The 12,735-nt window shown below is 44.3% G+C and carries 12 protein-coding genes; 6 read left to right on the forward strand and 6 right to left on the reverse strand.

All coding sequences use genetic code 11. The features are described 5' to 3' along the window. Window positions 1–46 precede the first annotated feature (46 nt). The 3 genes from rsmE to QSH61_RS03675 all read right to left on the reverse strand — a co-directional run bounded on the left by rsmE (window position 47) and on the right by QSH61_RS03675 (window position 2,246). Window positions 47–781 (reverse strand): 16S rRNA (uracil(1498)-N(3))-methyltransferase, encoded by a 735-nt coding sequence (gene rsmE / locus QSH61_RS03665; protein WP_206471373.1) that lies wholly within the window; start codon window positions 779–781, stop codon window positions 47–49. 62 nt (window positions 782–843) lie between these two features. Next, window positions 844–1,341, reverse strand: a complete 498-nt coding sequence (locus tag QSH61_RS03670; RefSeq protein WP_010607708.1) for a hypothetical protein — start codon at window positions 1,339–1,341, stop codon at window positions 844–846. 11 nt (window positions 1,342–1,352) lie between these two features. Next, entirely contained in the window at window positions 1,353–2,246 is an 894-nt protein-coding gene (locus QSH61_RS03675; protein WP_029215930.1) for a DUF350 domain-containing protein, read from the reverse strand. A gap of 79 nt (window positions 2,247–2,325) precedes the next feature. Here QSH61_RS03675 and glnE point away from each other — a divergent pair, with 79 nt between their 5' ends. Next, entirely contained in the window at window positions 2,326–5,121 is a 2,796-nt protein-coding gene (glnE, locus tag QSH61_RS03680) for a bifunctional [glutamate--ammonia ligase]-adenylyl-L-tyrosine phosphorylase/[glutamate--ammonia-ligase] adenylyltransferase (protein WP_206471372.1), read from the forward strand. Here glnE and QSH61_RS03685 read toward each other — a convergent pair. The 3 genes from QSH61_RS03685 to tolC all read right to left on the reverse strand — a co-directional run bounded on the left by QSH61_RS03685 (window position 5,118) and on the right by tolC (window position 8,128). Continuing rightward, the gene (locus tag QSH61_RS03685; RefSeq protein WP_017217000.1) at window positions 5,118–5,726 is read right to left on the reverse strand and encodes a TcpQ domain-containing protein; all 609 of its coding nucleotides are present in this window, start codon (window positions 5,724–5,726) and stop codon (window positions 5,118–5,120) included. The two genes, glnE and QSH61_RS03685, sit on opposite strands and share 4 nt — an antisense overlap. 26 nt (window positions 5,727–5,752) lie before the next feature. Beyond that, window positions 5,753–6,676, reverse strand: coding sequence for an LpxL/LpxP family Kdo(2)-lipid IV(A) lauroyl/palmitoleoyl acyltransferase (gene lpxL / locus QSH61_RS03690; RefSeq protein WP_206471371.1), 924 nt, complete (start codon window positions 6,674–6,676; stop codon window positions 5,753–5,755). A 105-nt stretch (window positions 6,677–6,781) separates the two neighbouring features. Next, window positions 6,782–8,128, reverse strand: coding sequence for an outer membrane channel protein TolC (tolC, locus tag QSH61_RS03695; RefSeq protein WP_174170321.1), 1,347 nt, complete (start codon window positions 8,126–8,128; stop codon window positions 6,782–6,784). A gap of 247 nt (window positions 8,129–8,375) precedes the next feature. Between tolC and QSH61_RS03700 the strand changes: the two genes are divergently transcribed. The 5 genes from QSH61_RS03700 to parE all read left to right on the forward strand — a co-directional run bounded on the left by QSH61_RS03700 (window position 8,376) and on the right by parE (window position 12,734). Beyond that, a complete protein-coding gene (locus QSH61_RS03700; protein WP_174170320.1) occupies window positions 8,376–8,978 on the forward strand; it encodes an NUDIX domain-containing protein in 603 nt (200 codons plus the stop codon). Window positions 8,979–9,000: 22 nt separating this feature from the next. Continuing rightward, window positions 9,001–9,456, forward strand: coding sequence for a DUF1249 domain-containing protein (locus QSH61_RS03705; protein ID WP_010379051.1), 456 nt, complete (start codon window positions 9,001–9,003; stop codon window positions 9,454–9,456). Beyond that, window positions 9,443–10,219, forward strand: a complete 777-nt coding sequence (locus QSH61_RS03710) for a metallophosphoesterase (RefSeq protein WP_206471370.1) — start codon at window positions 9,443–9,445, stop codon at window positions 10,217–10,219. Before QSH61_RS03705 ends, QSH61_RS03710 begins: the two co-directional genes overlap by 14 nt. After that, the gene (locus QSH61_RS03715; RefSeq protein ID WP_174170318.1) at window positions 10,204–10,767 is read left to right on the forward strand and encodes a YqiA/YcfP family alpha/beta fold hydrolase; all 564 of its coding nucleotides are present in this window, start codon (window positions 10,204–10,206) and stop codon (window positions 10,765–10,767) included. Before QSH61_RS03710 ends, QSH61_RS03715 begins: the two co-directional genes overlap by 16 nt. Window positions 10,768–10,844: 77 nt before the next feature. Next, a complete protein-coding gene (parE, locus tag QSH61_RS03720; protein ID WP_010607699.1) occupies window positions 10,845–12,734 on the forward strand; it encodes a DNA topoisomerase IV subunit B in 1,890 nt (629 codons plus the stop codon). Window position 12,735: the final 1 nt, after the last annotated feature.

Genomic DNA, 12,735 nt, shown 5'->3' on the forward strand with positions numbered 1-12,735 from the left:
TTACGCTTGCTGAGTTTACCCATGATATGGGGGTTGCTCTGTGTATTTAAAGTGCTAAATCGCCAAATTGCAGCTGTAGTGCGCTCAGTACCGTGAGAGCTGCGGTTTCTGTACGAAGTACACGTGGGCCTAGACGGACATCAACAAACCGCTGTTGAGCGGTAGCATCGAGCTCTTCATCGGTAAAGCCGCCTTCAGGCCCCACTAAAAAGCGGATCCCAGACTGACTATACGGCAGTGTTTTTATTGAATGTTCGGCGCGAGGGTGCAGTGTGATTTTTAACTCGTCGCTTTGCTGTGCAAGCCATTCAGACAACTCCATCGGTGGGTTAATAATAGTGATGGTATTACGTCCGGATTGCTCGGCCGCGGCAATTGCTATCTTTTGCCATTGCTGGTGTTTTTTTGCTAGACGCTCGCCACTTAATTTAACGCCGCAGCGTGTGGTAAACAAAGGGGTGATTTCGCTCACGCCCAGCTCTACCGACTTTTGAATAGTGAAGTCCATTTTATCACCGCGAGAAATCCCTTGCCCAAGATGTATGGCTAGTGGAGATTCTATATTTTTGTCTTCAAATGATTCAGGTACAGCAATGACTTTCTTTTTCCCAACTTCACTTAATTGACATAGGTACTCGCCGCCTTGTCCGTTGAACAGGCTGACTTTATCTTTGGTTGTCATTCTAAGCACTCGGCCTATATGTCCTGCGGCGTCATCATCCAAAGTAACTGGCACACCAATGGCCAAAGGCGAGTCTTGATAAATATGTGGAATACGCATAATTCGATTATTCAGTTGCTGTTTTGTGGCAATGGTAAGCGCTCGCGCACGGTTAGTCTACATCATCCTGCCACTTTAGCTTTACCGCAAAGTAACCCAGTGAGCTTGGCAAGCATCAAGTCTGGGTCGGGGAGGCCCGCGGTATCCGGATGACAAGATAAGTGATTGATTAATGCTTGTGAGTGCTGTTTAGTGATCTGAAAACCTTGCGGGGTTTGTTCGATTAAAAACCGGTGTGGGTGAAGAGAATCAAAAATAAAGCGCTGCTCCTCGGTAGCTAAATGATAGTCCAGAGAATAGAGCAGCACAGCATTAATGTTATGATGACGGTGCAAATAGCTGGCAAGTTCAGAAACGCTGATTTCATTGTCAAAGTCACAATAACAGTAGTCTTTTATTTGCTCTTTAAACATCATCTTGAGCATTTGTTTGGTGTTGTCACCTGCGATAATTATATTACTGGCTTGGCTAGAGCGCACATTTTGCAAATGCTCGACGAGTTCTTGGCTAAAATCCCAATTGCTATCTACCAGTAAAAGTCCATCACTTAAAGCATTCATGCAGTATTGCGTTACACCGAAAACAAGTTAATAAGTAAATAGCCTATTGAGCAGAAAACTGCAAACTCCAAACATGCGATGCCAACGTTATCTTGGTGGTCTACCTCTAGACCAATATTGACCTTAGGTAAGGATAAATGCAGCAATACGTAGCTACCAATGTAAAGAAAAAGCCACATTACACCGCAATGCATGACAACCGAAAACAAGTTTTCTACCACTTTTGCTCCATGGTAGGGAGCGCTGTGCAGCCCCGCATACATGGCTAAAGAGAGGCCGATGGATTTGCCTGCATAACGAATACCAATAGAAGTGTTTCTGAGATTAAAATTTTGCTGTAAAGAAGCCCCTTGATTGAACTTGGCAAAGCGACTTTCTCTGATTTTACTATCTAGCGTATAAAGCAGCTGCAATAGCATAAAGCCGAGGGCTACGACTAATAGATCGCTCCAGCCTTTCGGGTGCACCCAATGATATAAACCAAGCACCAATATGGTGTTACCGAGTAACATGCCGGAGTCCACCATCGCGGCGCAGATATTTTGCTTTAAAATCGCTTCTTCTTCGTCAAACTGATACAGAATCCATTTGCGATGGATCCATTGGCCGAAGTATACAAAGGCAATGATCAACCCTATATGTAAGGCCACTTGCAGAGGGTGTGCCTGCGCCCTCACCACGCCTAAGTCATTGAATAAGTATGCAACACAAATACACAGCATCGTCACTTGACTGGCATAGCTGATCCCAAGTGCAAAGTTGTCACGTTGTGCGAGCTCGTCATCAAGGAGATTGTTGGCGCTACGTTGGATCATTAAGCGCAGCAAAATAGTTAAACCGCAGACAATGACAAAGCAAATCAAAATCGCTAAAAAGTTGATATTGTTTAAAGACAAATAACTCATACTCGGTGTAAGGTTGTGTTTTAGATAGAGTTACTATAACACTGCTCACAAAGAGAGCCAGTCTACCGTGGAGTTTTTTATGTCGGAATTGTTTGTTCAAGCAGCGCTAAATACGCTTGCTCAAGAGCGTTACCAAATGATTTATGGTGATGCGCCGATGGAGCCCAAACTGGCACGGTTACTGGCGCTGAGTGATTTTGCCGAGCGTACGCTTACACGATTTCCTGAGTGGGGAGCTTGGCTGCTCGATGAATCGCAGATGCAAATGCGCGACTGTCCTGATGTGTTTGACTTTTCCGCGCCTTTGGTTGAAGAAAAACAAGCTTGGCAGCAGCTGCGTCACTATCGGTTAAAGTATTGGCTTAAAGTGATGTGGCTGGATTTGGTTGCAGGCAATGAGATTGATGACAGTATTCGCTATATTTCGCAGCTGTCCGATACCTTGATTTCAAATGCGTACCGATGGGCGTACTTAAGCGTAGAAGCGCAATCAGGCTCACCAAAAGATGAGGCTGGTAACTCGATACCTATGACGGTATTAGGCATGGGAAAGCTTGGTGGTAAGGAGCTGAATTTTTCCTCTGATATCGATTTGATCTTTGCCTATCCGAGAAGTGTCGACACATCCGGTGGCCGGCGCAGTATTGAGGCGCAAGTTTTTTACACTAGAGTGGCACAAAAACTTATTTCAGCGCTTAATCAAGTTACCATTGATGGCCAAGTATTCAGAGTCGATATGCGTTTAAGACCATTTGGGGATAGTGGTCCTTTGGTAATGAGCTATGCCGCGATGGAAGATTATTACCAAGATCAAGGTCGAGAATGGGAGCGCTATGCGATGTTAAAGGCGCGGCCAATTGGTGAACCGTCGCCGTATTGGCAAGAGTTTTACGACTTAATTCGGCCGTTCGTCTATCGCCGTTATATCGACTTTTCTGTGATAGATTCACTGCGAAAGATGAAAAATATGATTGCCCAAGAGGTGAGACGCAAAGGCTTAACGAATAACATAAAGCTGGGCGCTGGTGGCATTCGAGAAGTAGAGTTTATTGTGCAGGCTTTGCAACTGATACGCGGCGGTCGCGAAACGCCATTACAAACCCCTTCATTGTTACAGGCATTAGAAGAGCTTGAAGCGCTTGATATTGTCCCTGTCGAGGTCAAAAACCGTCTGCATGAGAACTATTTAGTGCTGCGTAAAGTTGAGCAATATCTACAAGCATTTGACGACAAACAAACGCAAACTTTACCCGACAACAACTTAGATTGTCTGCGCCTGAGCCACTTATTGCAATGTAACGATTACGCCGAAGTTGAGCAAATGCTAAAGGTTGTGACGCAGCATATCCGGGCTGAGTTTAGTCAAGTCATTGGTGAACCGCCTGAAGAAGAATTAGATGAAGACGATAGCGCGGTTTACGCGTGGCAAACGGGAGAAATTGCTCAGCTAGGCCAGTGCCGAGCTGCACCGTGTTTTGAGACTTGGCAAACTGACTTGATGGAGTTTAAACAAGGGCTAAGTAAAAAGCAGGCGGGCACTCGTGGTCGCGATATTCTCGATAAGTTAATGCCAGCCTTGCTACGAGAGCTTAGTAAACAAAACATGGAGCCGGCGCTCGCTCGCGTGCTCAGTGTGATCAATAAAGTAGCGTCTCGTACTGCATATTTGGAGCTACTTTACGAAAATCACGGTGCGTTGACTCAACTTATCAAGCTTTGTTGTCATAGCGCGTGGATTGCTGAGCATATTGCGAAATACCCGATCCTCCTTGATGAGCTTATCGACCCACAAACTCTCTACAAACCTTTGCCATTAACGGCCTATAAAAACGAGATCCAGCAAGCATTTTTACGTATAGATGAGCAAGATGTTGAGCTACAGATGGAAGCGCTGCGACAATTTAAACAAACGCATCAGCTAAAAGTCGCGGCTGCAGACGCCACTGGCGTGTTGGATATTATGAAGGTGAGCGATCATCTAACTGCGCTTGCTGAGGCGATTATCGCAAAAGCCGTCGATATTGCTTGGGGGCATATGGTGGCGCGTTTTGGTGCGCCTGAAGGTGCAACAATAGAAGAAAAAGGCTTTGCTGTAATAGCGTATGGCAAGGCTGGGGGATATGAGCTCGGTTACAACTCAGATCTAGACTTAGTGTTTGTGCATAATCGTGACGGCGAAAGCCAAACTCAGGGTGATAAAGCTATCTCTTCAAGACAGTTTTATATGAAGCTGGCACAGCGTTTAATGCATTTGTTCAATACCAAAACGCTCTCTGGCATGCTTTACGAATTAGATACTCGACTTCGCCCTGAAGGAAACTCGGGCTTACTCGCTATCAATCTAGAAAGCTTTTACCAATACCAGTTAGAGCAAGCTTGGACATGGGAGCATCAGGCGCTAGTGAGAGCTCGTATGGTGTTAGGTGAGTCGAAAATGGCCGCACGATTTGAGGAAATACGTCATGCAATACTAATGCAGCAGCGAGACGTGCCTAAATTAGCGGAAGATGTTCGCAATATGCGTGAAAAAATGCGAGCCCACCTTAACCAAGATAGTGACAGTCACTTTGACTTAAAGCAGGGAATTGGCGGCATGACGGATATTGAATTTATCAGTCAGTACATTGTGTTGCGATATAGCAGTCAGTATCCAGCACTTTGTACTTATCCAGATAATATACGTATTTTAGAGCAAGCGGGTGAAGTTGAAGTGATTGATAGTGATGAAATGAAGCACTTAATCTCTGCATATTGTTTGTTTAGAGATCAATATCATTTTAATAGCTTAAACCAATTAGGTAGGGTTGTTGGGCGTGAAGCGTTTGATCAACACGCACAACAAGTCACTCAAGTTTGGCAGCGGGTACTTGCTTAACCCGCTAGCTTACGGCAGTTTTCACGTACATAGATTGGTGGGTTTTCGGTGATAACCGCAGCACGCTCTCGCGGGCAGAAAAATGTGTAGACTTGAAATTCAAAGTCGTCGTTTATCGCCGTTCCAACCTGATAGAGTGCAGAAACAAAGTCAGTATCGAGACGGAAGTTATACTTCACCACATAGTCACGCTCTAGATACCAAAACAGTTCCACACCTTCTTCTTTGGCTTGCTTTGTAAGTACATCTTTTAAAGTATCGCCTGTGTCAAAGCGTCTTGGTTGTTTTTCACCGGTCCATTTAGGGTTAGATGGTTTAACTGCGAGCGCTCTTTGTGCTAGCGCATCGTCAAGCGGATAGGTGGGCTTTCCGAGTGTGATAACATACTTTTCACGATCGGTATCACGATTGCTCATGCTATTTCGAAAGCTTTCGTAAAATTGCGACAGGCCTTGCGCTGCAACATTGGTGGTTTCCCTAAAGTTCATATCTTTAGAGGCACCAAAAAGAAAATAGTAGGCAGCCCAAATGAGTAACACACCTAGTGATAGGTGTTTAGTCCAAAACCAGATTGACGATAATTTATTTTTTTTCTTCTTAGCCATTTCAAACTACTCCAAGACTCTAGGCCCTAATAAAACGAAGGTGCCTTTTCATCAGGTCGCGTTTTAAAGCGACGATGCACCCACATATATTGATCCGGCGCACAATTGATTGCTTGCTCCATTCTCTCGTTGACGCGAGTAACATCTGCAAGATCATTGCCACTTGGGAATGCTTCTAAAATAGGTTGTATGTCTAAATGATACATCCCTTTTGCGTCTCTCGTACAGTGTAAGCTTAAAGTCTCAGCCTTTTTGCTTGAAGAAAATAATAAAGTACCAGTTGTTGTTGCTGCATCAGGAACCGCAAAGAAAGGGGCAAACTCACAGCGCTTGCGGCCATAATCTTGATCTGGCAAGTAATAACACACGCGTTTGCTTGAGAGTGTTTTCAATAAGCCTTTGACGTCTCGCTTAGTGACTAAATACTCATTTGAGCGTAGTCGCCCACGGGTCATAAAAAACTCCATAAGTGGATTATTGTGTGGGCGATAAAAGCCAACACCTTGCACTTTAGTGCCTAGCACTCGGCTTGCCATCTCAAGATGCAACATATGGGGAACCAGCATAAGTACCCCTTTTCCTTGCTTTTGCACGGCTTCAATATGCTCTAGCCCTTTAATCGAGCCCACCACCTGATTGATGCGCCACTCTGGCCACCACCATGCCATCCCCGTTTCAAGAGTTGCTATGCCGGTATTTTCCATATTTTTTAGTAGCATAGCTTTGTGTTCTGCTTCACTTAGCTGTGGAAAGCAAAGTTTCAAATTGACATCAGCAATATGACGGCGACGTTTCATATATTTATGGACTAGACGTCCAAGGCCTCTACCCAGTGCAAATTGAACACCTTGCGGGAGCCATGAGATTAAATACAGGGCGAAAACACCAAGCCAAGTCAGCCAAAATTTAGGTGCTAAGAATGACCATTTGAAAGGTGAGTGAGTAACCAAAGTAATATACCTAAGACTTAATTGAAGCGGCTAGTTTATCTATATTGCTGTAAAAATACAAAAAGCCAGCATAGCTGGCCTTTTCAGAGGTGATAATCGAAGTACTTAGCCTTCAATCAAACCTTGGTTAATTGCTTCAAGATCGGTACGAGATAGTGTACCTGCTGCTTGTTTTAAGCGTAGCGATGATAGTACGTAGCGATAACGGATATCAGCTAAGTTACGTTTCGCGTTATACAGGTTTTGCGTGCTGACTAGTACGTCAACGATGGTACGAGTACCTACATCAAAACCCGCTTCAGTTGCTTGTAATGCACTTTCTGCTGAAACAACCGCTTGCTCTAGCGCACGGTAAGTTGCAACGTCTGAAACCACTTGGTTATAAGACGTGATCACTGATCGTGTCATGTTACGCATTGCCGCTTCCATATCTTCGCTGCTAGCAACAAAGTTTGCGCGAGCTTGATCTGTTGCTGCAACTGTACGGCCACCTGTGTAAATTGGTACGTCTAACGTTAAGCCTACCGAAGTTCTGTCGCTACGTGGTGCATGTTGTCTACCTGCACTGTCAGCTAAAGAATCAGAGTAAGTAGCGTTTAAGTTTAGTGTTGGGTAATGCCCAGATTTAGCTAAATCAATTTGATCTTTTGCGATGTCTACCGCAGATTTTGCAACTTGAAGGTCTAGATTCTTCGCTTTTGCAATTTCGATAAAATCGTTCGTATTCTGCGTAGGCTTAACTGTTGAGAACTTTTCAGTGTTTAACTTATCTAGCTTAGCGTGGTACTTACCAGTAATCGTACGTAATGTTTCACGTGCTGTTTCAACTGCATTACTTGCTATGATTTCGTCTGCAACTGCACGGTCAAATTGTGCTCTTGCTTCATGCACGTCTGTAATTGCTGTCAAACCTACTTCGTAGCGCTGTTTTGTCTGCTCTAGTTGACGTTCAATAGCGCGCTTCTCGGCTTGTACAAACTCTAGGCTATCTAACGCACTTAGTACATTAAAGTAACCTTCAGCGATACGGACAATCAAAGTTTGCTTTTGCTGCTCATATTGCGTCGATGCTTGCATTGCACGTTTTTCTGCAATTGAAAGACCCTGCCAAGATGCCATATCAAAAATGGTTTGGCTTAGAGAGATTGAACGCTGAAAGGTGTCAGTGTCAGACTCAAACATGGTGTAGCCTGTCGAGTCATTTTGCTGGCTCGATGGACCTTCAGAGTTAACGTCTGTATAACTCATTTGAAAGCCAAGCTGAGGTAGCAATACGCCTAATGCTTGGTCTTGTGCATATTTTTGCGCATCAGCCTGCGCTTTAGCCTTTAATACGGTAGGATCGTTAGCCGTTGCAATGTCGTATACTTGCAGTAGGTCTTCCGCGTGGGACAGGCTGCTTGAAAGTGCGCACGACAACCCAACAACTAATGATAGTAGAGTTTTTTTCATTTTTCGCTCAGTCCTTAGACAATTTTTATACTGTCAGCATGTTACCCTGTTTTTGCGGCCCAATTAAAGACCAAATGCGTAAAACATCGCCAACAAGTGTAACAGAATATATTAATACCACTTGGGTATTGTAAAGTGGAAAAAGTTAAAGGTAAACGACTTCGTTTACTTATTCAGGTATGACCCTACTATAAGGGCGATTGGTTAGCTTTTAAACCGTTGCTATTAAAAAACACAGGATTATTTTATGAAACCTTTGAGTCAGTTCAACAAAGTCGACGTCAATGTTTCTTCAATAGAAACAATCTTCAATGGTTTTTTTACCATTCACAAGTACCAATTTACCCATGCCTTATTTAATGGCGGTGTATCAGAGCTGATAACTCGCGAGATATTAGAGCGTGGTCATGCGGTTGCAATATTGCCGTATGATCCTGTTACAGGCAGTGTGTTGCTTATCGAGCAAATTCGCATTGGAGCGTTGGCTTCAAAACACTCTCCTTGGCTTTTGGAATGCATTGCAGGGATGGCAGAAGGGAGCGAAGACTATGAGAGTGTTGCAAGAAAAGAAGCCAAAGAAGAAGCTGGACTTGAGCTTGATAAGCTCATTTATATGCGCTCTTATTTATCAAGCCCAGGTGGTACAACAGAGCGACTATATTTGTATCTAGCGCTTGCTGATTTATCTAAAGCGAGTGGGGTTTATGGACTGGCTGAAGAAGGTGAAGATATTAAAGTGCATGTGATGCCACTTGATGAAGCCCTTGCACGTCTTGATAATGAGGAAATCGATAACGCTGCCACTGTTATTAGTCTACAATGGTTGGCATTAAATAAAGCGCGGATATAGAAGCAGTTTAGGAGTCGTATTTTTGTCACAAGTGCTGAGCTCAAAGCAGTATATTCAATCTCTGCCCCGTTACATCACGCTGTGCGAACGTAATTATTTACGGGCGCTAAAATTGCTACCTGAAGAAGTGGTCGGTGAGAGTCGAGTGATTGACTTAGCCTCTGCGCGATACAGTTTGAGCGTAGCTGGAGTCAGTAAATACACAACGGACATTCACATCGAGCAGATGGCGACAGTAAGCGCCCATTTGCCACACTTTTCGTTGTCTGTGCGCCTCTACCATGATGCTAAAGTGGCTGAAGTAATTCACCGTGATTATCATCGTCGAATAAAGCCATCCTATGGTTACCCAAATCCTGATATGCACCAAAAAGATGAAAAGTATCAAATAAATGCGTTTTTAGCTGATTGGCTTATGGTGTGTTTAGAAAAAGGCCGCGTGCATTTAAACTGGGATGTAAACAATGGCTTGGTTTGATCTCGAGCTGCAATTCGATAAAGCGCAAATTCGTATTGGTCATTTTACGGATTGCCATTTGTTTGCCATGCCCTCTGGGGAATATTTTGCGGTAAATACCGCCGCTAACCTTGAACGCACTCTCGCCGCGATGGCAAAAGAGCATTTCGATTGTGTGGTGTTTGGCGGTGATTTAACACAAGATCACAGTGCGGCTTCTTATCATGAGTTTGCTCGTATAGTGAGGGAGAGTGAGTTGCAATGTCCGGTGCTTTGGGTGCCGGGTAACCACGACGAGCTAGCTTTACTCGAAGAAATAAGTGCTGGGCAAATCGTCCGTCATAAATGCATCACAGGTCCGTTTGGGCAGGTGTTACTGTTAAACTCAAAGGGTGAAACACCCGCCGGATGGTGTGCTAAGTCACATTTAGGTGCGCTCAAAGACAAGCTTAAAAATAAGATCAACAACAATACGATTGTTTTTGCTCACCACCATCCTAGGCCGATAGATGGCTATTTAGATAAACATATGCTCGAAAATAGTCCTGCACTGTTAAACCTGTTGGTGGATTCAGAGCAAGTCTTAGGGCTATTTCATGGTCATGTGCATAATGAATATCAACAACAATTTCGCACTTTACCTATCTACGCTACGCCTGCAACATCAATCCAATTTGATAAGCACACAAAGGACTGGTATCAGTCTGATTTGGGTCCCGCTTATCGTGTCATCGTATTTAGTAAAAGCGCTATAACAACAGAGGTAAAATGGCTCGGAAAGTAGTTTATATTCACGGCTTTAATAGCTCTGAGCTATCCTATAAAGCGACGGCGTTTGGTGAATATATGATGGATAAACAAACGCCATACCTTGTCCCAAGACTACATTATGACCCGAGAGTCGCATTGGCACAGTTGGATAGCGTCATTGATTCTGATACTGTGTTGTTAGGTAGCTCGTTAGGCGGCTATTACGCCACCTACTTTTCGCAACATCTTGGCTGTAAAGCGGTGGTGATAAACCCTGCAGTTAGGCCTTTTTCATTATTAAATGACTACCTTGGACCACAATACAATCCTTATCAGGACTGTCATTATGAGCTGCAGTATGAACATATTGATGCGTTAAAATCCATGTATGTCGAGCAGCTGAGTAATCCAGAAAACTTGCTATTATTGCAACAAACGGGCGACGAGGTGCTGCCTTTTGCAGAGGCGGTGCGTTATTATAGTCATTGTCGTCAAATTATTGAGTTTGGTGGGGATCATAGCTTTGTTGAATTTCCACGCTATTTTGACACCATCACCAAATTTTTAACTATCAAAAATTAGAATTTATGCACAAAGCTCTGCTCAAAACTGTATGTTGTGCATATACTAGCGGATAAAAAGATAACTAGAACTAGCCTATGAGTCAGCAAAACTATAATGCCGAAGCTATTGAGGTACTCAATGGCTTAGAGCCAGTTAAGCGCCGTCCTGGCATGTATACCGATACCACCAGACCTAATCATTTAGGCCAAGAGGTTATCGATAACAGTGTCGATGAAGCCTTAGCCGGACATGCCACCAAGATTGACGTGATCTTGCATGAAGACAACTCCTTTGAAGTCATCGATGACGGTCGAGGAATGCCTGTGGACATTCACCCAGAAGAGGGCGTGCCTGGGGTTGAATTGATCCTGACCAAACTTCATGCCGGGGGCAAGTTTTCCAATAAAAACTACCAGTTCTCCGGTGGTCTTCATGGGGTGGGTATATCGGTTGTTAATGCGTTGTCGACTCGGGTCGAAATTACCGTTAAACGCGATGCGCAAATCTATGAAATGGCATTTGAAAACGGCGATAAAGTCGAAGACTTAAGAGTGACCGGCAGCGTTGGTAAGCGTAATACCGGCACCTCAGTACACTTTTGGCCCGACGCGAGTTATTTTGACTCAGCTAACTTCTCAATTACTAAGTTAAACCACTTGCTCAAAGCTAAGGCTGTATTGTGTCCAGGGCTTAGAATTCGTTTTGTAAATAAACAGACGAAAGAAACGCAAGAATGGCACTACGAGGCAGGTCTTGAGGATTACCTAAAAGACAGCGCTGAAGGCTACGAAGTGCTGCCGAAATCCCCATTTACAGGCAGTTTCAGTGGCTCAACCGAAGGGGTTGATTGGGCGCTTCATTGGTTGCCTGAGGGCGGCGAATCCATCGCTGAAAGCTACGTAAACCTTATTCCAACGGCACAAGGTGGAACCCATGTAAATGGGTTACGCCAGGGCTTACTTGAAGCGATGCGTGAGTTTTGTGAATTCAGAAACCTGATCCCGCGTGGCGTGAAACTGACGCCTGATGATGTTTGGGACCGCTGTAGTTATGTCTTGTCGGTTAAAATGCAAGACCCACAATTTGCCGGTCAAACCAAAGAAAAGCTGTCATCACGTTCGTGCGCTACCTTTGTGTCTGGCATTGTCAAAGACGCCTTTAGTTTATGGTTAAACGAACACACTGAAACTGCAGAGTTACTTGCTGAGCTGTGTATCAGCAATGCGCAAAAACGTTTGCGTGCTGCAAAAAAAGTGGTTCGTAAAAAAGTCACTTCGGGTCCTGCTTTACCGGGTAAATTAACCGATTGTTCTGGGAGTGAAACCGAACGCTCAGAAATCTTTTTGGTGGAAGGGGACTCAGCAGGTGGCTCAGCAAAACAAGCACGAGACCGTGAGTTTCAAGCAATCATGCCGCTGCGCGGTAAAATCCTAAATACCTGGGAAGTGGAATCTGGACAGATCTTAGCCTCGCAAGAAGTACATGATATTTCTGTTGCCTTAGGTATTGACCCAGACTCTGAAGATTTATCAGGCCTGCGCTATGGCAAAGTATGTATCCTCGCGGATGCGGATTCTGACGGACTTCACATTGCAACTTTATTATGCGCACTCTTTGTGAAGCACTTCCCAGAGCTTGTTCGTAAGGGCCACGTTTTTGTTGCCATGCCGCCGCTATTTCGCATTGATGTTGGTAAAGAAGTTTACTACGCCCTTGATGAAGATGAGAAAAAGGGCATTTTAGACCGTATCGAGGCTGAAAAGAAACGCGGTAAAGTCAACGTACAGCGCTTTAAAGGGTTGGGTGAAATGAACCCGTTGCAATTGCGTGAAACCACTATGGATCCAAATACTAGACGTTTAGTTCAGCTGACATTAGATGAGCCTGAACAAACCCTCGAAATGATGGATATGCTGTTAGCTAAAAAGCGCTCTAGCGACCGTAAAATTTGGCTTGAGCAGCACGGAGATAAGGCAGAGGTTTAAC

The sequence above is a fragment of the Pseudoalteromonas sp. JC3 genome, assembly GCF_030291895.1.
Lineage (GTDB): Bacteria > Pseudomonadota > Gammaproteobacteria > Enterobacterales > Alteromonadaceae > Pseudoalteromonas.

Coding starts and splice junctions, on each gene's coding strand:
- rsmE (WP_206471373.1), bottom strand. CDS start 781: ATGCGTATTCCACATATTTATCAAGACTCGCCTTTGGCCATTGGTGTG.
- QSH61_RS03670 (WP_010607708.1), bottom strand. CDS start 1,341: ATGAATGCTTTAAGTGATGGACTTTTACTGGTAGATAGCAATTGGGAT.
- QSH61_RS03675 (WP_029215930.1), bottom strand. CDS start 2,246: ATGAGTTATTTGTCTTTAAACAATATCAACTTTTTAGCGATTTTGATT.
- glnE (WP_206471372.1), top strand. CDS start 2,326: ATGTCGGAATTGTTTGTTCAAGCAGCGCTAAATACGCTTGCTCAAGAG.
- QSH61_RS03685 (WP_017217000.1), bottom strand. CDS start 5,726: ATGGCTAAGAAGAAAAAAAATAAATTATCGTCAATCTGGTTTTGGACT.
- tolC (WP_174170321.1), bottom strand. CDS start 8,128: ATGAAAAAAACTCTACTATCATTAGTTGTTGGGTTGTCGTGCGCACTT.
- QSH61_RS03700 (WP_174170320.1), top strand. CDS start 8,376: ATGAAACCTTTGAGTCAGTTCAACAAAGTCGACGTCAATGTTTCTTCA.
- QSH61_RS03710 (WP_206471370.1), top strand. CDS start 9,443: ATGGCTTGGTTTGATCTCGAGCTGCAATTCGATAAAGCGCAAATTCGT.
- QSH61_RS03715 (WP_174170318.1), top strand. CDS start 10,204: ATGGCTCGGAAAGTAGTTTATATTCACGGCTTTAATAGCTCTGAGCTA.
- parE (WP_010607699.1), top strand. CDS start 10,845: ATGAGTCAGCAAAACTATAATGCCGAAGCTATTGAGGTACTCAATGGC.